This is a genomic window from Ruegeria arenilitoris, from assembly GCF_013035315.1.
Classification (GTDB): Bacteria; Pseudomonadota; Alphaproteobacteria; order Rhodobacterales; family Rhodobacteraceae; genus Ruegeria; species Ruegeria arenilitoris_D.
This window is the reverse complement of the sequence record NZ_WQHP01000004.1, coordinates 1-22,432: the sequence shown is the minus strand read 5'-3', so window position 1 is coordinate 22,432 and position 22,432 is coordinate 1. Positions and strand designations below refer to the sequence as shown.

24 protein-coding genes, 1 tRNA gene and 1 pseudogene are annotated in these 22,432 nt (G+C 59.4%); 14 read left to right on the top strand and 12 right to left on the bottom strand.

What is annotated here, in order from left to right; genetic code table 11:
* Positions 1–8: 8 nt before the first annotated feature.
* Genes nuoN through GOV53_RS09840 form a run of 4 tightly spaced genes read left to right on the top strand, consistent with a single transcriptional unit; the run spans position 9 to position 4,710 of the window.
* Positions 9–1,451: an NADH-quinone oxidoreductase subunit NuoN gene (gene nuoN, locus GOV53_RS09855; protein ID WP_170466027.1), complete on the top strand. Its 1,443-nt coding sequence runs from the start codon at positions 9–11 to the stop codon at positions 1,449–1,451.
* Positions 1,452–1,505: 54 nt separating this feature from the next.
* On the top strand, positions 1,506–2,255 hold the full coding sequence (locus GOV53_RS09850; protein WP_170466023.1) for a biotin--[acetyl-CoA-carboxylase] ligase: 750 nt from the start codon (positions 1,506–1,508) through the stop codon (positions 2,253–2,255).
* Between the two features lie 11 nt (positions 2,256–2,266).
* Positions 2,267–3,046, top strand: a complete 780-nt coding sequence (locus tag GOV53_RS09845) for a type III pantothenate kinase (protein WP_170422528.1) — start codon at positions 2,267–2,269, stop codon at positions 3,044–3,046.
* Entirely contained in the window at positions 3,043–4,710 is a 1,668-nt protein-coding gene (locus GOV53_RS09840; RefSeq protein ID WP_170466020.1) for a ribonuclease J, read from the top strand. Before GOV53_RS09845 ends, GOV53_RS09840 begins: the two co-directional genes overlap by 4 nt.
* Before the next feature lie 23 nt (positions 4,711–4,733).
* On the opposite strand, the gene GOV53_RS09835 is transcribed toward GOV53_RS09840, so the two are convergent.
* Positions 4,734–5,435, bottom strand: coding sequence for an NUDIX hydrolase (locus GOV53_RS09835; RefSeq protein ID WP_170466017.1), 702 nt, complete (start codon positions 5,433–5,435; stop codon positions 4,734–4,736).
* Positions 5,436–5,460: 25 nt separating this feature from the next.
* Positions 5,461–5,859, bottom strand: coding sequence for a DUF983 domain-containing protein (locus GOV53_RS09830; RefSeq protein ID WP_170466014.1), 399 nt, complete (start codon positions 5,857–5,859; stop codon positions 5,461–5,463).
* A gap of 190 nt (positions 5,860–6,049) precedes the next feature.
* Here GOV53_RS09830 and GOV53_RS09825 point away from each other — a divergent pair, with 190 nt between their 5' ends.
* Genes GOV53_RS09825 through GOV53_RS09810 form a run of 4 tightly spaced genes read left to right on the top strand, consistent with a single transcriptional unit; the run spans position 6,050 to position 7,954 of the window.
* Entirely contained in the window at positions 6,050–6,517 is a 468-nt protein-coding gene (locus GOV53_RS09825; RefSeq protein ID WP_170466011.1) for an EF-hand domain-containing protein, read from the top strand.
* A gap of 6 nt (positions 6,518–6,523) precedes the next feature.
* Entirely contained in the window at positions 6,524–7,138 is a 615-nt protein-coding gene (locus GOV53_RS09820; protein ID WP_170466008.1) for an RNA polymerase sigma factor, read from the top strand.
* A complete protein-coding gene (locus GOV53_RS09815) occupies positions 7,131–7,484 on the top strand; it encodes a hypothetical protein (protein WP_254439259.1) in 354 nt (117 codons plus the stop codon). The genes GOV53_RS09820 and GOV53_RS09815 overlap by 8 nt, the downstream gene beginning before the upstream one ends.
* Positions 7,481–7,954, top strand: a complete 474-nt coding sequence (locus GOV53_RS09810; RefSeq protein ID WP_170466003.1) for a periplasmic heavy metal sensor — start codon at positions 7,481–7,483, stop codon at positions 7,952–7,954. The genes GOV53_RS09815 and GOV53_RS09810 overlap by 4 nt, the downstream gene beginning before the upstream one ends.
* Before the next feature lie 5 nt (positions 7,955–7,959).
* Here GOV53_RS09810 and GOV53_RS09805 read toward each other — a convergent pair whose 3' ends face one another.
* Positions 7,960–9,348 carry a diguanylate cyclase gene (locus tag GOV53_RS09805; protein WP_170466000.1) on the bottom strand — a complete coding sequence of 463 codons (1,389 nt, stop codon included), beginning with the start codon at positions 9,346–9,348 and terminating at the stop codon, positions 7,960–7,962.
* A gap of 87 nt (positions 9,349–9,435) precedes the next feature.
* On the opposite strand from GOV53_RS09805, the gene GOV53_RS09800 reads away from it, so the two are divergent.
* The 5 genes from GOV53_RS09800 to GOV53_RS09780 all read left to right on the top strand — a co-directional run bounded on the left by GOV53_RS09800 (position 9,436) and on the right by GOV53_RS09780 (position 13,834).
* Positions 9,436–9,720: a DUF3572 domain-containing protein gene (locus GOV53_RS09800; protein ID WP_170465997.1), complete on the top strand. Its 285-nt coding sequence runs from the start codon at positions 9,436–9,438 to the stop codon at positions 9,718–9,720.
* A 25-nt stretch (positions 9,721–9,745) separates the two neighbouring features.
* The gene (locus tag GOV53_RS09795) at positions 9,746–10,438 is read left to right on the top strand and encodes an HAD family hydrolase (protein WP_170465994.1); all 693 of its coding nucleotides are present in this window, start codon (positions 9,746–9,748) and stop codon (positions 10,436–10,438) included.
* Between the two features lie 120 nt (positions 10,439–10,558).
* A complete protein-coding gene (locus GOV53_RS09790) occupies positions 10,559–12,118 on the top strand; it encodes a trimethylamine methyltransferase family protein (RefSeq protein WP_170465991.1) in 1,560 nt (519 codons plus the stop codon).
* Positions 12,119–12,239: 121 nt separating this feature from the next.
* The gene (locus GOV53_RS09785; RefSeq protein WP_170465988.1) at positions 12,240–12,827 is read left to right on the top strand and encodes a heme NO-binding domain-containing protein; all 588 of its coding nucleotides are present in this window, start codon (positions 12,240–12,242) and stop codon (positions 12,825–12,827) included.
* Positions 12,824–13,834: a GGDEF domain-containing protein gene (locus GOV53_RS09780; RefSeq protein ID WP_170465984.1), complete on the top strand. Its 1,011-nt coding sequence runs from the start codon at positions 12,824–12,826 to the stop codon at positions 13,832–13,834. The genes GOV53_RS09785 and GOV53_RS09780 overlap by 4 nt, the downstream gene beginning before the upstream one ends.
* A gap of 16 nt (positions 13,835–13,850) precedes the next feature.
* Here GOV53_RS09780 and GOV53_RS09775 read toward each other — a convergent pair whose 3' ends face one another.
* The 8 genes from GOV53_RS09775 to GOV53_RS09740 form a co-directional block, all read right to left on the bottom strand.
* A complete protein-coding gene (locus GOV53_RS09775; RefSeq protein WP_170465982.1) occupies positions 13,851–14,543 on the bottom strand; it encodes a CbiX/SirB N-terminal domain-containing protein in 693 nt (230 codons plus the stop codon).
* A gap of 70 nt (positions 14,544–14,613) precedes the next feature.
* Positions 14,614–15,546 carry an AEC family transporter gene (locus GOV53_RS09770; RefSeq protein ID WP_170465979.1) on the bottom strand — a complete coding sequence of 311 codons (933 nt, stop codon included), beginning with the start codon at positions 15,544–15,546 and terminating at the stop codon, positions 14,614–14,616.
* 62 nt (positions 15,547–15,608) lie between these two features.
* Entirely contained in the window at positions 15,609–16,406 is a 798-nt protein-coding gene (locus tag GOV53_RS09765) for an MBL fold metallo-hydrolase (RefSeq protein WP_170465976.1), read from the bottom strand.
* Entirely contained in the window at positions 16,403–17,209 is an 807-nt protein-coding gene (locus GOV53_RS09760) for a TatD family hydrolase (protein ID WP_170465973.1), read from the bottom strand. The genes GOV53_RS09765 and GOV53_RS09760 overlap by 4 nt, the downstream gene beginning before the upstream one ends.
* Positions 17,206–18,327, bottom strand: a complete 1,122-nt coding sequence (locus GOV53_RS09755; RefSeq protein ID WP_170422493.1) for a DNA polymerase III subunit delta' — start codon at positions 18,325–18,327, stop codon at positions 17,206–17,208. Before GOV53_RS09755 ends, GOV53_RS09760 begins: the two co-directional genes overlap by 4 nt.
* 7 nt (positions 18,328–18,334) lie before the next feature.
* Entirely contained in the window at positions 18,335–18,961 is a 627-nt protein-coding gene (gene tmk, locus GOV53_RS09750; protein WP_170465969.1) for a dTMP kinase, read from the bottom strand.
* Positions 18,958–20,124: a D-alanyl-D-alanine carboxypeptidase family protein gene (locus GOV53_RS09745; RefSeq protein WP_367647632.1), complete on the bottom strand. Its 1,167-nt coding sequence runs from the start codon at positions 20,122–20,124 to the stop codon at positions 18,958–18,960. Before GOV53_RS09745 ends, tmk begins: the two co-directional genes overlap by 4 nt.
* 16 nt (positions 20,125–20,140) lie before the next feature.
* Positions 20,141–21,340 carry an SPOR domain-containing protein gene (locus GOV53_RS09740; protein ID WP_170465967.1) on the bottom strand — a complete coding sequence of 400 codons (1,200 nt, stop codon included), beginning with the start codon at positions 21,338–21,340 and terminating at the stop codon, positions 20,141–20,143.
* Positions 21,341–21,542: 202 nt separating this feature from the next.
* On the opposite strand from GOV53_RS09740, the gene GOV53_RS09735 reads away from it, so the two are divergent.
* Positions 21,543–21,632: transfer RNA gene (locus GOV53_RS09735), tRNA-Ser, on the top strand.
* Positions 21,633–22,007: 375 nt separating this feature from the next.
* Here GOV53_RS09735 and GOV53_RS09730 read toward each other — a convergent pair.
* Positions 22,008–22,432, bottom strand: a pseudogene (locus tag GOV53_RS09730) (recombinase family protein); the annotation flags it as partial.

Here is a 22,432-nt window from a genome sequence, read left to right as displayed (position 1 = left end):
TTGGAGACATGATCCAGGCTGATCTGATAATAATCCTGCCGGAAATCGTTCTGGCCGTATATGCGATGGCGGCGCTGCTGGGGGCTGTCTACACAACGAAAGACGGGCTGGCACCTGTACTGGTCTGGACGACTGCAGGCTTGATGGCACTGCTGGCGATCTGGATTGCCACCAACGGTGATGGCACCAACGTCGCGTTCAATGGAATGTTCATCGACGACGGGTTCGCGCGCTTCTCGAAAGTGGCGATCCTATTGTCTGCGGCTGCGGTTCTGGTGATGAGCCAGGATTACATGGCCCGCCGCGACCTGCTGCGCTTTGAGTATCCGTTGCTGGTGGCATTGGCCGCTGTTGGCATGATGATGATGGTCAGCGCGGGCGATCTGATGTCGCTGTACATGGGGCTCGAGCTGCAGTCGCTGTCCCTCTATGTTGTCGCCGCCCTGCGTCGGGACAGTGCGAAATCGACCGAGGCCGGTCTCAAGTACTTTGTTCTGGGCGCGCTCAGCTCGGGCCTGCTGCTGTATGGCGCGTCACTAGTCTATGGCTTTACCGGCACAACGCTGTTCTCGGGCATCATCGCGACCGTGCAGGACGGCGAAATCTCGGTGGGCCTGCTGTTCGGTCTGGTCTTCCTGATCTCGGGTCTGGCTTTCAAAGTTTCGGCTGTGCCGTTCCATATGTGGACGCCGGATGTGTACGAGGGCTCGCCCACCCCGATCACCGCGTTCTTTGCTACCGCTCCGAAAGTAGCGGCAATGGCCCTGTTCGCGCGTCTGATGCACGATGCGTTTGGCGGTGTTGTAAAGGACTGGCAGCAGGTGATCGTTTTGCTCTCGGTCCTGTCGATGCTGCTGGGCGCGGTCGCGGCAATTGGTCAGCGCGATATCAAACGACTGATGGCGTTTTCTTCGATCGCGCATATGGGCTATGCACTGATCGGCCTGGCCGCCGGGACCGAGTTGGGCATCAAGGCAATGCTGATGTATCTGGCGATCTACGTCACGATGAACATCGGCACCTTTGCCTTCATCCTGATGATGGAGCGTGACGGCAAGCCCGTCACAGACATTGACGCGCTGCGCCAGTATTCCAAGCGGGAACCGGGCAAGGCACTGGCGGTTCTGATCCTGATGTTCAGCCTTGCGGGCGTGCCGCCGATGCTCGGGTTCTTTGCCAAGTTTGGCGTCTGGCAGGCGGGTGTCGCTGCTGGGCTGACCGGTTTGGTGATCGTGTCCGCCATCGCCTCGGTGATTGGTGCGTTCTATTACCTGCGGATCGTGTTCTACATGTATTTCGGCGCCGAGAACGAAGACCCCATCGAAACAAGCCCCTCTCCGGTTCTTTGGGTCGCCCTCATGGGGTCGGCTGCGTTGATGTTGGTCGGTGTGTTCTATCAGTTTGGCGTAGAAGGCGCAGCAGCTGCAGCGGCGGCAACACTTGTCAATTGATATGGACAGTGGGCAAAAACAGGGGGCTCGGTCAGTCGGCCGGGCCTTTTTGACATGATGGGCTGGCCGCAGGGATACGGACTGCATGTTCTGCAAGAGGTCGACAGCACTCTGAACGAGGCTGCTCGCATCGCGCCGACGACGCCGGGCCCAGTGTGGATCATGGCTCATCACCAGACCGCCGCGCGTGGACGCCGGGGGCGTGCGTGGGCAAACCCGAAAGGCAATCTGGCAGCCACTCTGTTGCTGCGACCGCAAGGGAACCCGGAACAGGCAGCGCTGCGCAGCTTTGTCGCCGCTCTGGCTTTGTTCGACGCCTGTGTTGCAGTAACGGGCAGGGCGGCGGGGTTGTCATTAAAGTGGCCCAACGATGTGTTGCTGAATGGGGGTAAACTGGCTGGGATTCTGCTGGAAAGCACAGGGCAAGGACGCGGTGTTTCACACCTGTCCATAGGGATCGGCGTGAACCTGTCTGAGGCACCCGGCGCAGATGCGGTCGAGGCTTGCGCGGTTCGCCCCGTCTCGCTTCTCTCCGAAACAGGAGCCCATGTCACGCCCGAGGACTTCCTGACCGAACTGGCCGTAGCCTACGCCCGATATGAGACTCAGTTCGTCACCTACGGGTTTGAACCGATCCGAACCGCCTGGTTGGCCCGCGCGGCGCGATTGGGTGAGGTCATCACCGCCCGGACCGCAGCGTCGGAAACGGTTGGGACCTTCGAAACAGTGGACGCAGGGGGCAACCTTGTCCTAAACACCGCCAAAGGCCGGGTCAGCATTCCGGCGGCGGATGTGTTTTTCTGAAAGGGGCCCGGATGCTTCTGGCTATCGATTGCGGCAACACGAACACCGTATTCTCGATTTGGGATGGTGAGACGTTCTTGTGCACTCTGCGCACCTCGACCCACCATGCGCGCACGGCCGATGCCTATTTCACCTGGTACTCGACACTGGTGAAGCACTACGGGATTGAGGCCGAAATCACGGATGTCATCATCGCCTCGACCGTGCCACGCGTGGTGTTCAACCTGCGGGTCTTTGCGGATCGCTTCTTTGGTTGTCGTCCGCTTGTTGTGGGCAAGCCCGAATGTCTGCTGCCGATGAATCCCCGTGTGGATGAGGGTACGGTGCCGGGCCCTGACCGACTGGCAAACGCGGCCGCGGCATTTGACCGCCACGGTGGCAACGTCGTTGTGGTCGATTTTGGCACGGCAACAAACTTTGACGTGGTCGCGGCGGATGGGGCCTATGTCGGCGGCATCATCGCTCCGGGCGTGAACCTCAGCCTTGAGGCGTTGCACCAGGGGGCGGCTGCATTGCCGCATATTGATATCACACGCCCGGAAAAAGTGATTGGTACGAATACGGTTGGCTGTATCCAATCGGGCGTGTATTGGGGCTATTCCGGATTGATCGAGGGGCTGATTTCCCGGATCAAGACCGAATACGGAATGCCGATGAAAGTCGTTGGAACCGGAGGGTTGGCACCTTTGTTCGATCAGGCCGACGTGGGTTTCGACGCAATCGAAGATGATCTGACGATGCACGGCCTGACCGTGATTCATCGCTATAACAAGGATAATGGCTCGAAATGAGCAGTGAACGACTGATTTACCTGCCATTGGGCGGGGCCGGTGAAATTGGCATGAACGCCTATGTCTACGGCTATGGCAAGCCCGGACAGGAAAGGCTGATCCTGGTGGATTTGGGCGTAACTTTCCCGGATATGGACACGACCCCAGGTGTGGACCTGATCTATGCGGATATCACGTGGCTAAAAGAACGTGCTGACCAGTTAGAGGCCGTGTTCATCACCCATGCGCACGAGGATCACGTCGGCGCCGTGGCACATTGTTACGAGGCGCTGGGTGCGCCCGTTTATGCCCGCGCCTTCACCGCCAATATCGCGCGCCGCAAGATGGAGGAACATGGCCACCCCGAGGATGCGGTTCGCACCGTTTCCGCTTGGCCGGAACAGGTTTCCGCCGGTCCGTTCACAATAGGCTTCCTACCGGTTTCGCATTCGATCCCGGAAAGCGCAGCCCTTGTCATCGACACGCCGGAAGGGCGGATCGTGCACTCTGGCGACTTTAAGCTGGATACTAACCCGGTCGTAGGTGAGCCGTTTGATCCCGACCTGTGGGCCGAGGTTGCCAAGCCCGGCGTCAAAGCGTTGGTGTGTGACAGTACGAATGTGTTTTCTCCGCATGCGGGGCGCTCGGAATCCGAAGTTGGCCCCGAGATCACCAAGCTGGTCGAAGAGGCCAATGGTATGGTCGTGGCGACTACCTTTGCGTCGAACGTCGCGCGGGTCAAAACGCTGGCCGAGGCGGGCGAACGGGCAGGGCGCTCGGTTGTGCTGCTGGGTCGGGCGATGCGTCGAATGATCGAAGCCGCAACCGAAACCGGCATCCTGTCGAGTTTTCCCAAAGTGATCAGCGCCGAAGAGGCGGTGGATCTGCCGCGTCAGAACCTGATGCTGATCGTGACCGGCAGTCAGGGGGAACGCCGCGCCGCCAGCGCTCAGCTTGCGCGAGGCAAGTATCGTGGGATCGAATTGAAAGAGGGCGACCTGTTCCTGTTCTCATCCAAGACCATTCCCGGCAATGAGAGGGGCGTGATCTTTATCATGAACCAGCTCAGTGAAAAGGGCGTGGACGTGGTGGATGACAGCTCGGGCCTGTATCACGTTTCGGGCCACGCCAACCGTCCCGACCTTGAGAAGGTACATGCGCTGATCGATCCTCAGATGGTCATCCCGATGCATGGCGAGCACCGCCATTTGCGGGAACACGCCAAACTGGCCGAAGCTAATGGCCGCACGGGTATTCTGGCGGTGAACGGTACGATGGTGGATCTGACCGGCAATGCACCGCATGTCGTAGACTATGTCGAAACCGGGCGGACTTATCTGGACGGAACAGTCAAGATCGGCGCGCTGGACGGTGTCGTTCGTGACCGCATTCGCATGGCGCTGAACGGGCATGTCACTGTGACCGTCATTCTGGACGAAGAAGACGAGCCACTGGGCGAGCCGTGGTGCGACACGATGGGTTTGCCCGAGCTCGGATCATCTCGCGCCTCACTGGTTGAGGTTTTGGAAGAAGACCTGAACCAGTTCCTTATGCGTGCCGATGCCAAGACCTTGCGCGACGATGACAAGCTGGAAGAGGCCATGCGCCGGATCGTGCGCCAAACGGCCAGAACAGAAATTGGCAAAAAGCCCGAAGTCACCACGGTGATCAGCCGTATGAAGTAAGACCGGCTGAGGGCCCCGCGCCCTCAGTCCGCGTCGGGCATTGAATAACCGCGCAGCTTGAGGAATAGGTTTTCTTCCTCGTTGTTCAAAAAGAACGGGACGGTTTCTGGTGGCTTGGGGTCTGTGGCCCGCGCCGCAATCTCGGCCAGGACGACTTCGGTAATGAACGGCAGGTCAAACTCGCGCGCCCGTTCCAGCGGAACCCATTGCAGATGCGATAGCTCGTCTGAGGCGTGGCTGAAATCGTCCAGATCACCTTGGATTGCGCTCGCGTCCACCAGGAAGAACCTTGCATCGAACCGACGGGGTCGCCCGGGTGGGGTTACGGCCCGAAAGACGAACTGAAGTGCTTGCGCTGACGGGCGGTATCCCATCTGCGCAAATCCCGCCCAATCCTCACTCACCGGGTCTGCCCAGTGGTCGGGCTGGCCCAGGATCAATCCGGTTTCTTCCCAAAGCTCACGAATTGCGGCTGCAGCCAGGGCGTCTTGCAAACCGGCCTCGGATCGCTCGGCCAGACGTTCGCGGCAAATGGCGGGGAGATCCGTGGCCAGCGTGACATCTGCGTCGGATGCGTCGACGGCACCGCCCGGGAAGACGAATTTATTCGGCATGAACGCGGCCTTTGCGCCGCGTTGTCCCATCAGGATTGAAGGATTGGTCAGACGGTCCCGCAATACGATGACCGTTGCAGCGTTGCGTATGGCTGTTTTGTCGACCGTCATCCGTTGCGCGACCCGCGTTTCCGGATCACTTGGGCTGGCCAAAGCCGTGCATGCGGCGCGCCCACTGATAGGCGACAACAGCGCCTTTCAATCGGGGCAACAAGAACAGCGATAGAGCGGTACAGCCGATCGCGAAGATCAGGAACATCGTCAGCGGCTCGGGCCGCCAATGGACGTAAGAGACATGCAAGGCGGGTGCCAGCAAGTGACCGACCAGCAGGATCGTCAGATAGGCAGGGCCGTCATCCGCACGATGGTGGAACAGTTCTTGCCCGCAATTCGAGCATTCGTCGTTCACTTTGAGATAGCTGTGTAACAGCTTGCCCTCGCCACAATTTGGGCAGCGACCGCAGAACCCTTTGATCATTGCAGCCTTTGTCGGGCGCTCATCCACGTTGGTGGTTTCGATCGTCTGATCTGTCATCTTGATACTCGCGCGTTTCAATGCAGACGATATAGCGCGTGTTTGAAGCTTGGGGAAAGGGGGGTGCGTCGCTTTGCATCGCCGGGCGGTTTCGAAAAAGATTCGAACTTTAGCGACGGAAAACGATCCCGGCAGCGTTTGAACCTATGTAAGCAGCGGCAATGGTGCCGCGAAAACAAGGGAAAACGTTATGAAAAGCGCCAAGTTCATTCCGGCAATCGTGGTGTCAGCCATGGCAATCACCGGCACTTCCGTTTTGGCCGCAGGCGGTAAAGATCGCGAATCTGTGACCTTTGAACAGCTCGACGCCAATGGCGATGGGCAGGTGACGAAGGAAGAAATGCAGGCTCATCGGAATCAGCGTTTCACCAATGCTGACACCGACGGCGACGGTCAGTTGAGTGTCGAAGAGATGCAGGCAGCGGGCCAAAAGAGGGCCAACGACCGCGTCACGAAGATGTTTGAACGCCACGACGCCAACCAGGATGGTTTTCTGAGCGAGGATGAGTTGCCCAAGCCGCGTCGGGCTGACAAGATGTTTGACCGTATCGACGCAAATGACGACGGTGCGATTTCGGAACAGGAATTTGCCGATGCCAAAGACAGAATGGGCAAGCGCCACAAGAAACGTGGCAATGCGGACTCTGACGACAGCTGATGCGGGATGGAGGACCTGACCTCTGCTCCACACGACGTTCGCGGCGCACCTTGCGTCGCGGACGAACTGGGCGACGATGCGTTGCTGCAGCAGTTTGCCGACGGCGATGCTGCCGCGGCGCGCGTCCTCACGGACCGACTTGCTCCGCGCAGCTTGTCGGTCGCGCTGCGGTTTCTAGGCAACCGGGCCGAGGCCGAGGATGTTACGCAAGAGGCGATGATGCGCTTATGGCAGATGGCCCCCGATTGGGCGCCGGGCCAGGCCAAGGTGTCGACGTGGCTCTATCGTGTGACGCTGAACCTTTGCGTTGATCTGCGCCGGAAGAAGACGCCGGACAGGTTGGCGGACGTGCCAGAGCCCGAAGATGAAGAAGCCAGCGCAACGGATCGTTTGCAGGACGCCGCCCGCAAGGATGCGTTGCAAATGGCTCTGTCACAGCTGCCGGATCGTCAAAGACAAGCCGTTGTTTTGCGGCATATAGAGGAATTGCCCAACCCGGAGATCGCTGGGATTATGGGCATTTCGGTCGAAGCTGTGGAAAGCCTGACGGCACGAGGAAAACGGTCTCTGACGGCGATATTGGCCGGACGACGTGATGAACTGGGGTATGACGATGACTGACGACAAAGACAATCTGGATCTGTTGTTCGCCCAGGCGCGGCAGGACCGTCAGGACCTGCCCGATGACCTGGCCGTGCGCATTCTGACCGATGCAGAGGCCGTGCGGCTGGCCCGGTTGAATCCCAAGCCAGCAAAAGCGGCCCCGCCGTGGAGGCGTATTCTGACCGGTCTCGGGGGCTGGCAAGGCATGAGCGGATTGGCCGCCGCGAGTGTGGCCGGGGTCTGGATCGGCTTTTCCGCGCCCGGGTTTTTGCCCGACCCGGCAACGATCCTGTATCCGCAAGAGACCAGCTTTGTGGTCGCGGACCTGAGCCTTGATACGAGTTTTCTGGAGGACGCCGAATGAGCGATAGCCCCAAACCCAAAAACCGCTGGATGTCGGTGCTGTTGATCGTTTCCCTGGCGCTGAACCTTTTGATTGTCGGCGTCGCGCTTGGCACCGTCTTGCGTGTCAAAGGGGGCGATCAAGCGAAATCTCCGCCGGGTTTTGGTTCGGCACTCTATCGGGCGCTGCCCAAGGACGAGCGCAAAGCCATGCGGGGTGAGCTTTTTGATCGTCATAGAAAAGGGGCCAAGACCCGATCTCAGGACTTTGTTGTTCTCAGCGCGGCGTTGCGGGCGGAACCATTCGACCCTGCGGCGGTTCAGGTGCTTTTGGACCAGCAGGCGCAATCCATGGCGGACCTGCAGGAAGCTCTGCAGCAAGAGTGGCTGGCCCGGGTTGTCGCCATGAGCGCTGAAGAGCGTCTGGTGTATGCCGATCGGTTGGAAGAGGTCGTCAAACACGGCCCGCGCGGCCACAAGAAAAAGGACTAAGTGGATCAGGCGGCGGTCTGCCTGACCCTGACTTGATTTCGCCCGGCCTTCTTCGCGGCATAAAGCGCACTGTCGGCAGACTTGATCAATCGCTCCAGCGGTTCGCTTTGGGGAAGGGGCGGGTTTGGTGACGTCATGCCAATACTGATGGTCACTGGAACCGGGGTTTCGGTGTCCGCCAATGTAAACGGCGTTTTACTGATGCAATCACGCAAGGTTTTGGCCAGATCCATCGCTTCGTCGCCAGAGCTGTTGGGTAGGCCGATCATGAACTCTTCACCCCCGATGCGGGCGACGAACCCCCCGGATCCGACCGTGTGCTCCATACGCTTTGCAGCTTCGGTAAGAACCTGATCCCCACTCACATGTCCAAAGCGGTCGTTGATGGCTTTGAAATGGTCCAGGTCGGCCAGCATAACCACGAAACCGCGGCCATTGCGTGAAGGCTTTCTGGCCATCTGATCCATAGCCTGCATGGCATAGCGCCGGTTATGCAGCCCGGTCAGCGGATCGATCCAGCATTCTTCGATCCCTAGACGCAATGTCGCGCGCATCTGATCTGTGCGGGCTTTCCGTGCGATCTGGTTTTCCAGACGCAACAAGACCTCTTCGACGCAGAACCCGCCTATACAGACGGCGTCTGCCCCACGGTCCAGCGCTTCGGATGCGAGGGACGTGTCGTTTTCGTTCACCACTGCAATCAAGACCGTGTTCCGCGTTGCCCCGCGCGACTTCAGATCGGCCAGCGTGCTCAACCCCACTGTGGCTTTGCCAACTTCGACCACGATTGCGTCCGCAACTGGGCCTGACAACAGGGCTTGTAGATTGGATGACGCATGTGTCGAAAGGCTATGGTGCAGCCTCCCCGACAGCGCATTCATCCACAGCGCACCGGTGCGTGCTGTTTGCGCCAGAATGGCGACTCGGGCTGACCTAGGGGGCGAGATCAGCGCGGCGGCAGGCTCGGCAAATCCGATGGGCTGCGACCCGCTTCCAAGCTTTAATTCCTGCGTTTCGGCGCGAGACCGCAACAGGCTGCGCACGCGGGCCAGCAGCAGGGTGTCCTTGAAAGGGCGGGCCAGTACGTCATCCAGCCCATCGGCCAGAGCGTTCAGGCGCGCCGTCTTGTCATTTTGCGGAGCAATCGCAACAACAGGAACATCGACCATATCAGGGTCGGCCATCACCATCCGTTTGACGTCCGCAGCGGTGCCGTCGGGCAATGTCTGGGCGGCCAGAATCAGATCAGGTCGCGTGCGACGCAACAGTCCGGCCAGACCATGCAGGCGGTCGCCCTGAACGACGTGATACCACGCCGCCGTCAGCTGAACCTTCAGCATTATGCGATTGGTCGAAGTCCCGACGAGGACAAGGATAGTTCCCTGCACGGACATATCAGTCACCGTTGATTGCATGCGTTGCCAAAGTGTTTATGAGTCTGGTTAACAAACCCTTTCCAAGCGCATGTCCGAGGCCGCTTTATGCCGATCACCGCCCAATCTGCCGAAACGCTTGCCTTGAATGTCCTTGGTTGGTTGGTCGGAAATGATGAACTGCTTCCGATCTTTCTGGGCTCGACCGGAGCATCCGCCGATGATCTGCGCGCACGCGCCAGTGAGACCGAGTTTCTGAGTTCGGTTCTTGAGTTCTTGATGCTTGACGATTCGTGGGTGATCGCCTTTTGTGACGCCAATTCCGTGCCCTATGATCTGCCGGGTCAGGCGCGGGCGGTTTTGTCCGGTGGCAGTGACGTACATTGGACATAAGAAAACCCACTGACAGGAGCATATGATGCCCATCGACGCGATCTTGTTCGACAAGGACGGAACACTGTTTGATTTTGCGAACACATGGGGCAGTTTTGGTCGCTCCGTGCTCGAGAAACTGTCGGGTGGTGATCCCGAACGCGTCGCTGTTCTTGGCCAAGCTATCGGTTTTGATCCGGTGACCGAGGAATACTCACGCGACAGCGTTGTCATTGCAGGCACGGTCGACGAAATCACCGAAGCCTTGATCCCACACTTCCCCGACATGGCACGTGATGAGTTGACTGATGTCCTGATCACGGAATCAGCCACTGCTCCGCAAGCTCCGGCTGTACCACTGATCCCCTTTCTGGACGGCCTGCGAAAAGCCGGGCTCAAACTTGGGGTTGCCACAAATGACGGAGAGGTGGCCGCTCTGCAGCACCTCGCGTCGGTGGGCATCCGCGACCACTTTGATTTTGTCGCCGGGTATGACAGCGGGCATGGGTTCAAACCCGGACCGGGCCAGTTGATCGCGTTTGCTTCGCATGTCGGCGTCGATCCCTCGCGCGTGGCGATGGTGGGCGACAGTCTACATGATCTGCAAGCGGGCCGCGCGGCGGGTATGACGACAATCGGAGTTTTGACCGGCTTGGCTCCGGCCGAGGCTTTGGCGCCGATGGCGGATGCAGTGCTGCCGGATATTGGCCATATCCCCGCCTGGCTGGACGCTAACTGATCCGCTTAGGACCGATTTCGACGGTCCGGAATAAAAAACCGACAAACCTTGTCGCAGATAGAGCGGCGATCTTTCTGACTTCGGGGCTTGCTTGTAAAAAGCAAGTTCCGGAGGGTTCCTATGGCTGACACACAGACACGCAAACGTCGCGGTGGGGGACGGGCCGGTGCGGCTGCCCGCAGAGGCAGTGCGGTGATCGACCAGATGCCGTGGAACCCGCCGATCAATATCGACAAACCCACGGAACCTCTGGATCAGGCCGGGATCGAAGCGATCCACGAAGGGGCCATGCGCATCCTCGAAGAGATCGGTATCGAGTTTTACAACGAAGAAGCCATCGGCATCTTGAAAGAAGCGGGCTGCACCATCTCCGGCGACAACGTCCGGATGGGCCGCGATTTTGTGATGGAGATGATCGGCAAAGCGCCCTCCAGCTTTACCATCACGCCGCGCAACCCGGACAAGACAATTGAGGTGGGGGGCAAAACACTGCTGTTCGGCAACGTGTCGTCCCCACCGAATTATTGGGATCTTGAAATCGGCACCAAGGTCGCGGGGAACCGTGAGATGTGCCGGAACCTGCTGAAACTGACGCAGTACTTTAACTGCATCCATTTCGCGGGCGGCTACCCGGTCGAGCCGGTCGACATTCATGCCAGCGTCCGGCATCTGGATGTGCTCTATGACAAGCTGACGCTGACCGATAAGGCCATGCATGCTTATTCGCTGGGCAAAGAGCGCGTTGAAGACGTGATGGAGATGGTGCGGATCGCCGGTGGCCTGAGCCATGAGGAGTTCGAAGCGACTCCGCGCATGTACACCAACATCAACTCGACCTCGCCGCTAAAGCACGACCACCCGATGATCGACGGGTGCCTGCGCCTTGCGCGGCGTGGTCAGGCGATTGTCGTGACACCGTTCACGCTGGCGGGGGCAATGGCACCCGTGACTATGGCCGGGGCGGTGGCGCAATCGCTGGCCGAGGCCTTGTGCGCGATTGCCCTGTTCCAATACGTCCGGCCCGGAATTCCCTGCGTTATTGGGACGTTCACGTCCAACGTTGACATGAAATCCGGCGCGCCTGCCTTTGGAACCCCCGAGTATATGCGCTCAACTCAAATGACCGGCCAAATGGCGCGCTACTATGGCCTTCCGATGCGTTCGTCAGGTGTTTGTGCGGCAAACGTGCCGGACGGACAGTCGATATGGGAGACGTCCAATTCGCTTTGGGCGGCGGTGCAGTCGGGTACAAATATGGTGTACCACGCTGCCGGTTGGCTGGAAGGTGGTCTGATCGCCAGCCCTGAGAAATTCATTATGGATTGCGAAATTCTGCAGCAAATCCAGCGGTACATGCAGCCCGAGATCACGGCGACCGGCCCGGATGAAATCGCGCTGGACGCGATCAAATCCGTTGGGAACGATGGCCATTTCTTCGGCATTCAGCACACGCAGGATCGCTATACCACGGCGTTTTATCAGCCGTTCCTGAGCGACTGGAAAAACTACGAAGGTTGGGACGTGGCGGGCGGTATCTGGACGGCAGAACGCGCCCACCACATGTTCAAAGAGATTGTCACTAGTTTTGAGGCTCCGCCGATGGATGACGGTATCCGCGACGAACTGGCCGATTTTGTCGCCCGCCGTAAGGCTGAGGGCGGAGCGCCGACGGATTTTTAGTGAAAATGCAAAGGCTTCCAGACTGACACTCGGTTGTATTGTCGGAATTTGAGAGCGCTCCTTGGCTATTTGTTAAGGTTTGTCTGAGCAGATTGGGGTGTAAACCAATCTGGGGCATCCTATGCATGGTCTGATCAATCGGGCGATTCAGTCCTTTGTCTGCGCGACCTACGGGCAATCCTGCTGGCTGCGTGTAACTGAGTCAGCTGGTCTGGGATTTACCGAGTTTGAGGCGATGCTGATCTATGAGGATTCGATGACCACGCGCGTTCTGGATGCGCTGTCGGCGGACCTCAATCGTCCTCAGTCCGAGATACTTGAGGATCTAGGGACTTATCTCGTCTCGCACCCCAACATGGAAGGTTTACGGCGCCTGTTGCGGTTTGGAGGCGTGACATATGTCGAGTTTCTGCATTCCCTCGATGATTTGTCGGACCGCGCCAGGCTAGCGGTTTCGGACTTGCGTTTGCCGGTACTGGAACTGCGCGAGGTGTCTCCGGCGGAATACCAATTGCACTGCTATCCGGGCCTGCCGGGTTATGCCAGCGTGATGGTGGGTGTGCTGCGGGCGGTGGCCGATGACTATGGTGCTTTAGCTATGCTGTCGCATGAGGGGCATCAGGGGGATGTGGAAGTGATCACCATTGTTCTGGTCGAGAGTGCGTTCGCCGAAGGACGGCATTTTGATCTTGGGGCGCGAGGGGCATGATGGATACCGCAGACCTGTCGACGCTTTTGGAAACCTTGTGCCCCATGTTCGTGATGGTGGATAGCGCAGGTAATATCGTAAACGCCGGACCGACAGTGCAAAAACTACGGCCCGATGAGCCTATGAAAGGTCGGGCGTTCCTGGATATTTTTGAATTGGTTCGGCCCCGAACGGTAACCACCATTCCAGCATTGTTGTCGCTGGCCGGGGGGAAAGTGCATCTGAGGTTTCACGACGAACCCCGGACCGCACTGAAGGGGCTCATCGCGCCGTTGCCCGACGGCGATGGGGCCATCATTAACCTGTCTTTCGGGATTTCGATTCTGGACGCGGTGCGGGATTACGCTCTGACCAGCGCGGACTTCTCGGGAACGGATCTCGCTATCGAACTGCTTTACCTGGTTGAGGCAAAGTCGGCCGCGATGGAGGCATCGCGTTCGTTGAACCTGCGATTGCAGGGCGCCATGCTGGCAGCCGAAGAACAGGCGGTCACCGACATGCTGACGGGGCTAAAGAACCGCCGGGCAATGGACATGGTTCTCGGTTACCTGATCTCAAGCGGTTCCGCCTTTGCAATGATGCATCTGGATCTGGATTTCTTCAAAAGCGTCAATGACCGTTTGGGCCATGCAGCAGGGGATTTCGTGCTGCAACAGGCCGCTCGCATCATGGAGGAGGAGACGCGGAACGACGAAACTGTCGCCCGCATTGGCGGTGATGAATTTGTCATCATTTTCAAGGGCCTTGTGGACGAAGTTGTCCTGTCCGACATCGCTGTGCGCCTGATCAATCGGTTGCGGCAACCCATGATGTTTCAGGGGACACCGTGCCAAATCTCGGCCAGTGTCGGCACGGCCTTGTCCACGCAATTCAAAACTCCGGATGCGGCAGAGCTGCTAAACGCCGCGGATCAAGCGCTGTATGAGGCGAAGCGTCAGGGGCGCTCTCGTCATTGCTTGTACTCGGCACTCGTGGAGGCCGGGTTCAGGACCGCCAGCTCTCAGTAATCGCAACAGGCGTGTTTCAGAAAAACGCTTTGCTGAGGGTTCGAGCAATGTGGCGTTTGATCTGGGGCAGGTCTCCGACAACCGGCATGACGTGCCCTTTGAATTTAGCGCTCTCAAGCTCTTGAGGGACATCCTCCAGGACATGGCCACCAGTACAGGCAAAGAACGGAAGGCACAGGGCTTTATCACCTGCGTTGCTTGCAGCTTCGGCGATGGATGGCGCTTCTTCGACAAAGCCAACGCGGGTAGAGCTGAAAGACACATGCTCCGACAAGTTTGAGGCAAACGCGGTCGCCACGGCCGATGGATTGCGGCTGCGACCTGATCCGTGGGCAGCAAGCACCAGGTTGGTTTCAGCCGCGTCCCAATCGTGCCGGGCCAACGTGTCCTGCAGCGCAGCGGCGGCGAGGGCGGGCAAGTCCGGGTCGACGCCCAGCGGATCAAGGATTTGAACAGCCCGTGCGCCTAAACGTTTTGGCAAGGCACTGGTCACGAACCATCCCTTGGCCATGAAAAGCGGATAAATTACAGTGTCATCGGGAAGCCCATCCAGCCGCGCCTCAAGACACTCCGGCGCCGCCAGCGTTGCAGAGACCACGCTGACCCCTTCGCAAAATGCATCAACTTCCGCGGCGTATGCAGCCAGCGCAGTCTCGGCAGGCTCGGGATTTGACGGTTGGCCATGGGCGACAATGAGGGCGTGCGGCATTCAGCTTGTTCCTGTGGTTTTTTTGATAGGTGTTGCGCGACGTGGCAATGTCAATCCGTCGGACAAAAAGCTATCCCAATAATGTCAGCCAGAGCCAGACAGTCAGGATCGAAACACCGGTTCCAACCAAAACGGACGACGCCGCGACACGCTTGGCCCGTCCGTACATATTGGCAAAGATATAGGCGTTGAACCCGGGGGCCATTGCGGCATTCAAAACACCCGAGCGGAACAAGTCCTGGGGCAGGCCGACGGATGAGCCGAATAGCCAGACAAGGCTGGGGTGCAGCATAAGTGAGACAATACAGACAAACGCGATAGTGCGCAGGTCGCCCTCGGGCTTGTATTTCACAAGCACGCCGCCAAGCGCAAACAGGGCGCCCGGCAGCGCGGCACGGGTAATAAGGCCCAGGGCTTCGTCCACGACTGCAGGCACACCAAGCCCCGACAGGTTCACGATAAATCCAAGTGCGATGCCCAGGATCAACGCGTTGCGGAACATGGCCGACAGGATGGATTTGACCATGCGTGGTCCGCCATGGCCTCGGTTTCGGATAACTTCCATCACCGTGATACCGACGCCGTAGCAAAAGGGCGAGTGGAAGGCGATGATTGCGTAGTTCCCTGTCAGGTTGTCCGGGCCATAGGCGCGTTCAGTGATCGGCAGGCCCAGCAGGACCGAGTTTGAGAACAGGCAGCAGAACCCGATGGCCACGCAATCCTCCCAATCGCGGCCAAATATGAACCGCGCGCCGAACAGGCCGGCGGTGAAACACAGGCCGGCGGCGGTGTAAAAACTCGCCAGAAGCCGGGGGTCGAAGCTGGCACTCAGGTCCAGATGCGAGATCGCCAGAAACAGCAAACATGGGATCGCGAAGCCTTGGGTGAACTTCATCAACCCATCGATGTGGATTTCCTTGAAATACCCCAATCGGGTCGAGGCGTAACCCGCTCCGATCACAAGGAAAACCGGTAGAATGACGTCAATCAGGCTTTGGAGCATGTCACCACTTTGGGAACGGGCCGACAGCGAGCGGGTGAGCTTAGTGTCGGTTGCGTGGAGGTTTAAAGCGCCTGGTGGATCACCATTCCGTCATAGGCCGGGGTAATGTGGTCAGCGGTTTCTGCTTCGACCGTGGCATAGTCCAGGTCGATGTGCATGTTTGTCAGAACCGCGCGTTTGGGTTGCAGTTGTTCGATCCAACCCAGTGTTTTTTCCAGATGCGCGTGGGTGGGATGCGGGGTTCGGCGCAGCGCGTCGATTACCAGACAATCCAGTCCTTCCATCGCAGGCCAGGCGTCATCATAGATTTCGGCGACGTCGGGCAAATAGGCGAGATTGCCCATCCTAAAACCCAGCGAGTCGATCGATCCGTGGTTGACCTTGAACGGCAGGAAGGAGATGGGACCGCCGGGGCCGTCAACCTCAAACGGACCATCAATGGATTTCAGGTCAAGGATCGGTGGATAGGGCGACCCTTCAGGTTGGATAAAGGCATAGCCGAACCGCCCCAGCAAGGCGTTCTGAGTATCGCCATCGGCCCAAACCGGCACCCGTTCGCGCATGTTGAACACGATCATGCGCAGATCGTCGATGCCGTGCACGTGGTCTGCATGAGAGTGGGTGTAGATCACCCCATCCAGACGTCCGGTTCCGCTGTCCAGCAACTGGCTGCGCATGTCCGGCGTAGTGTCGATCAGAACCGATGTAGTGCCGTCGGGGCCATCGCGTTCCACCAGCATCGAACAGCGCCGCCGGATATTCCTCGGGTTCTTGGGGTCGCAGTCCCCCCAGTGTCCGCCCAGCCGGGGGACGCCGCCGGAAGATCCGCAGCCCAGAATAGTGCAGCGCAACTGGGTCATGCAGCCGCCTTGTAGGTTGCGGCCTTGGTAAACAACCGGTCGAAATTGGTCTGTGTCTGGGCAGCGAAATCGGCATAGTCCATGCCGAACACCTCGGCCCCTTTGCGCGCCGTGTGCGCGGTATATGCGGGCTCGTTTCGCTTGCCGCGGTATGGGGGCGGCGCAAGGTAAGGCGCGTCGGTCTCGACAAGGATGCGGTCAACCGGGGCACTAGCAAAAATATCGCGCAATTCCTGGCTTTTGGGGAAGGCGGCGATACCGGACATAGACAGATAAAAACCCAGGTCCAGAGCGGCCCTGGCCAGCTCGGCAGTCGAAGAAAAGCAGTGCATCACGCAAGAATAGGGCGCGTTACGGTGCTCTTCGGCCAGAATGCGGGCCATGTCGTCATCGGCGGCCCGGGCGTGGATGATCAGTGGCAGACCAGTCCGCTGGGCGGCTTCGATATGGATGCGCAGGGATTGTTTCTGCAACTCGGCGCTGTCGGCGGTATAGTGATAGTCCAGCCCGGTCTCACCGATGCCCACAAACTTGGGGTGGCGCGACAAAGCAATCAGCTCATCGACCGTCGCCATGGGCTCATCTGCTGCGCTCATCGGGTGCGTGCCCGCGGCGTAGAAAACGGGGGCATGGGCCTCTGCAATGGCGCGAACTGTGGGTTCGTTGCGCAGACGCGTGCAGATGGTCACCATGCGGGTCACGCCTGCTTCGGCGGCGCTGGCGACGATCTGGTCCAGCTGACCTTCGAAATCGGGAAAGTCCAGATGGCAATGGCTGTCGGTGATTTCGGGGGTATTGCTCATCTGCTCTGACCGGCGGTTTCCTGTATCTTGAATACCGTATCTAGGACCAAAGCCGCAGGGTCAAGGTTCACCGACTGACCGTGGCGCGCACGGGCTGTGATCACCGCGGCGACCTCGGCCCATTTGCGGGCCTGATGGGGCGTCGCCGACAAGCGGGTCAGCGTTTCGGCCTCATTCGGGGCAGCCTCGGGCATAGGGGCGCTTCCGGTTGCGCCGGTCAGGGCTAGGCGGGACAGGGCGACGTCGATCAGGGTCAACAACAGCTCAAACCGTTCAGCTGCGCCGCGCTGGGCAGCGGCCTCGGCCAACGCCAGTGCGCGCTGTCGGTCCATGCGGGGCAGGGTGCCCAGAATGGCGATTAGTTCTGCGTAGATTTCCAGCCCACCGAGATTAATCAAACGCACTGCGTCGCCCACGGATCCAGAGGCCAAAGCGGCCAGATGGTCACTGTTCTCAGGCAGTTGCGCACCAGACTGCGTCAGCGCGGATTGCATATCGTCAGGCCCCAGCGGAGACAGGCGCAACGTTCTGCAACGGGACCGGATCGTGGGCAAAAGGCGCGAGGGCTGGTGCGAGATCAGCAGCAGAGTGGTGCGGGCGGGCGGCTCTTCCAACATCTTCAGCAGGGCATTTGCCGCGCTGACGTTCATCTCATCCGCAGAATCCACGATCACCACCCGACGGCCGCCATCGGTCGAGGACAGGCCGAAGAATTTGCCCAGCTTGCGGATATCGTCCACAACGATCTCATTCCGCAGCCTGCCCTGATCGTTAAGCGATCGGGTGATCGCGGCGAGTCCTGGTTCAGCACCAGCCAGAATTCGGTGAGCGACAGGGTGTTCTGGGTCGATCTCAAGGCTTTCGGGCGGCGGTGGGGCGCCGAACAGCCCGTCTTCCTCCGCCGGAGGTGTCGCCAGTAGGAACCGCGCGATCCGCCAAGCCAGCGTTGCCTTTCCCACGCCGCGCGGGCCTGTGATGAGCCAGCCATGGTGCAGCCTTTCGGAATTGAAAGCGCTCAGGAAAGCCTGTTCCGCTGCGTCCTGCCCAAACAGGTGCTGGGTTTCGCGCGGGTGCGGGGCACCGGGGGCCTGATCCGGGGTCGGGGTTTCGTCGCTCATCTATCGTTTACCGCAAAGCCTGCAGAACGATATCTGTCACATCCCGTGCTACGCTGTCCATGTCCCGGTTGCCATCAACCACGCGGAAACGGTCGGAAAACTCATCCGCAAGGGCCAGAAAACCTGCACGCATCTGTTGCTGCAGGTCCAGGCCAAAGTCCTCGAACCGCTCTTCCGTGCCCTGTCGCCCCTTGGCGCGGGACAGGCCGGTTTCGGGGTCCATGTCGATCAGCAAAGTCAGGTCGGGTTCCCGCCGGATCATCAGGCTGTGGAGTTGGTCCACCACCCCCCGCAGATCGCCGCGAGAGAGGCCTTGGTACATGCGGGTGCTGTCGGCAAAGCGGTCACAGATCACCACTTTGCCCTCGGCCAGGGCAGGTTCGATTGTGCGTTCCAGATGATCCCGGCGCGCTGCGGTGAACAACAGGATCTCTGTCTCGGCCGACCAGCGGTCCGGGTCGCCTTCCAAAACAAGGCTGCGGATTTCTTCTGCACCCGCAGACCCGCCGGGCTCGCGCGTCAGTACGACATCGTAGCCCATGCCGCGCAGATGCTCGGCCAGCATGCGTGCTTGCGATGACTTTCCGGACCCATCGATACCTTCAAAGGTCAGAAACAACCCAGACGTTGTCACATCGCCTCCAGCGGATTGCCGATCACGTCTTTCAGGACAATACCGCCGACCGTTTTCATGCGTACAACAAAGCCACCAACCGGCACATTATTGGCCGCAAACAAGGGGCGGCGGATTTCCGGCAGTCCTTCGGGTTTGATGACCAGTTCAGCCAGTTGCTGGCCCTTTGCCACCGGCGCGTTGATCGGTCCGTCATAGACCACCTCGGCCTCAACGTTTTTGTCGTTGAGCACGGGGAACAACAGGGTCAGGTCTTCTTCGGGCACAAGGCCCACGGATTTTTCAGCGCCCATCCAAATTTCTGCTTCGGCTATCGGCGTTTCGGCGTCGGCAACTGTCCTCTCGACAAAATTGCGAAACGACCAGTTAACCACGGCCTCAGCCTCCTCTGCCCGACGCGCGGTGGAGTCGAGACCTGTGAGCACAAAGATCACCCTGCGGTCGCCTTGTTTGGCCGACCCGACAAGGCCATAGCCTGCCTCTTGCGTGTGACCGGTTTTCAGGCCGTCGGCACCGATCCCCAGCTTCAGCAGCGGGTTGCGGTTGCGCTTGTTCGAAGGCGCGCGGCCATCGAACTCAAACTCTTCTTCGGCGAAGAGGGGGTAGTATTCCGGGAAATCCGTGATCAGACGGTCGGCCAATACGGCAAGGTCATGAACAGACATCATATGCCCCGCGGCCGGCCAGCCGTTCGAGTTGGCAAAGTTCGAATTGTCCATGCCGATCTGCTTGGCGCGCTGAGTCATATAGCGGGCAAATCCGGCCTCGGTGCCGTCCGGGCTGAGCGCCTCGGCAATCACGACGCAGGCGTCATTACCGGACAGAACGATGATGCCACGCAACAGGTCTTCGACGCGAACCCGGTCCTGCGTGTTGAGGAACATCGTCGAGCCGCCATAGCTCATGGCGTGTTCGGATACGGGCAGGGTTTCATCCAGCGTCAGGCGGCCATCACGCAGCGCCTCAAACGCCACATAGAGCGTCATCAGCTTGGACATGGAGGCGGGCGGCAAGGGCTGGTCTGCGTCCTTGGACAGCAGAACGGTTCCCGTTGTCTGATCCATCACATAAGCCGCGCGGGCCTGAGTGTCGAAAGCATGTGCGGGCAGGGCCAACAGCGCCAGCCCGAGGGTCAAAACAGATGATCGCAGTGAGGACAGCACGGGAGCCTCCTTTGTTTCAGTTCTTGACGGTGAACGCGTCGGAAAAGCCCAGATCTTTGACATCGCGTTGGATGGCATTGCGTTCTGACCGTGTTGCGGCGGGGCCGACAAGAACGCGCCAGACAGATTTGCCGTCCGAAGTCAGCTCGCGCACCTCGGCGTTCAAACCGTTGCGGCGGATCTTATTGGCCGCGCTGTTGGCGTTTTCTTCTACGCCAAAGGTGCCGACCTGGACGAAAGGCTTGGATAGCGATGATGCCGTTGCCGTTGCAGCCGTCGTTGTAGCGGCCGCTGTGGCCACTGTGGGTTCGGATGCCTCAATCGCTGCCGCTGCACCCGCGATCGGGTCAAGTGGCGTTTCGGTGATCTCATCGGGCTTTTTCTTTTGCCACCATTTGCGCTTTGCTGGTTGTTCAGCGGGCGGTGTGACCTCTGGGTCCACCAGCGTTGGCGCAGCTTCGGTTGCGACTTCGGCCGTTTCTGTTGCCGCTTCGGTGGCGCTTTCAGCTGCCGTGTCGGTCGCAGCATCAGCCGCCACGGCAGCCGCTGTCGCCGCACCAGCAGCCGCAGCTGCCGGTTTCTTTTTTTGCCACCATTTGCGCTTGGCCGGCTGTTCCGTTTCCGCCGTCTCTGTTTCTGCAGCGTCGGCGGCAGGCGCATCCGTTGCAGCAGCGGTTTCTGTCACGGCTTCCGGTGTCTCTTCGACCTCGGGCTTTTCTTCTACAGGTTCGGGCTTGGGTTCAGGCTCTTTGCGACGCAGGGCGACAACCTCGACCTCTGTCGGCGCACCGGCGAGAATACCCAGCTCTTCGGCAGCGGCAGAAGAGAGCTGCAAGGCAGGACCCGGCAGGTCTCTTTCCCGGCGGAACAAGGCACCGGTCACTGATTTATTGTTTCGGGCGTTTTTGATGCGGACCCGTTCGGGCTGCGTGACGTCGGGATGCGCTACCCAGATGCCACCCAGTGAGGGGCGGCCATCCCACAGGCCGGCTTCGGACACTTGGAATACGTCGGGCGCTTCGACCGAGTCCTTCGGGCCGCCGCTCAGATCGGGAAACAGCTCAACAGAGCCATCGGCGTCTGTCTGGGAACTTTCGGCGTCCACCGCGGCACCGTCCGTGGATAGCGCCTCTTCACAACCAGCCAAAACCACGGAAACCGCGGCCAGCATCACCAACGCTCGCGGGTTTGCGCGTGTCTCAGTCGCTCGCTTCATTTTGTCATCCCTTGCCTGATTGGGCCTCGCTTCCTGAGGCCCGCCGCCGTTTACTGGTTCTGTATTGCCAGCCTGCTCCGGTCTTTCCTGTGGATCATAACGCGCACAAAGTGTCATGGAAAGAGCGCAGCCCGCGCTTCGGCAAGAATTCCCTATTTGGTCTTGCCACCGGTTCGCGATGGCCTTAGACCCGGCCCCACGCGGGGAGGTGGCAGAGTGGTCGAATGCGGCGGTCTTGAAAACCGTTGGGCGTGAGAGCGTCCCCAGGGTTCGAATCCCTGTCTCCCCGCCACTCATACCTGTCTCACTTCAGTTGTATTTTCTGATCCGGAATTGTTACGCAATTCCCGCGCGTTGGCGCATGCGCTTTTAATCAGAGACGAAGCAAACCGTACATTCAGAGGACAATTCAGGCGCCAGTCTCAGTGTCGCATTTTAGCGGGGTCGCTTTGGGCTGGATTTCCCTGATAACCTGCAATTTACAGGGAATTTTCGCAAACCGGGACTGACTTCCGTCATTTCTTCTATCAGAACTGTATGTTTCTCAGAGGTTTATGTTGCAAATTCCCTAAAAGGTGGAACAGGGAATTTCCTCGTGCGAACAGGGAATTGTTCCGCCGGATCAGGGAGGGCGAAGTCTGTATCAGGGACGCAGGAGCTGGAGATGTCAGAAGCCGAACAGGCGTTCCTGTTCGGACCATTCAAGTGGGTGGGTCACGCTGACCAGACGCTTGAGTGTGAGTTCGGGCGGCTGGGTCCCGTCGAGAATCGCCGTTTGAATTTTTGGTGAGAGAAAGGCGAGCTGAGCACGGGTGCGGATGAAGGCGTCAGGGACGCTTTCGCGGCGGGCAATCTCCATCAGTTGAACTCCGGCCTTCAGATCACGGGCCCAGCCATGTGCGCGGATCAGCATGGACCGGAGGTGGGGATCAGGTTGGGGTGCCACGTCCCCGGCAATGACCTTAGCCTCGACGCCGCGGCGGCGCAGATCGAAAGATGCGGTGACGTGGGTGAGATCCGGGTGCAGATGATCGGCGGCGATGCCAAGTGCGCTTGCCAGAGTTTTGGGGTTAAATTCGAGGTCGATCTGTC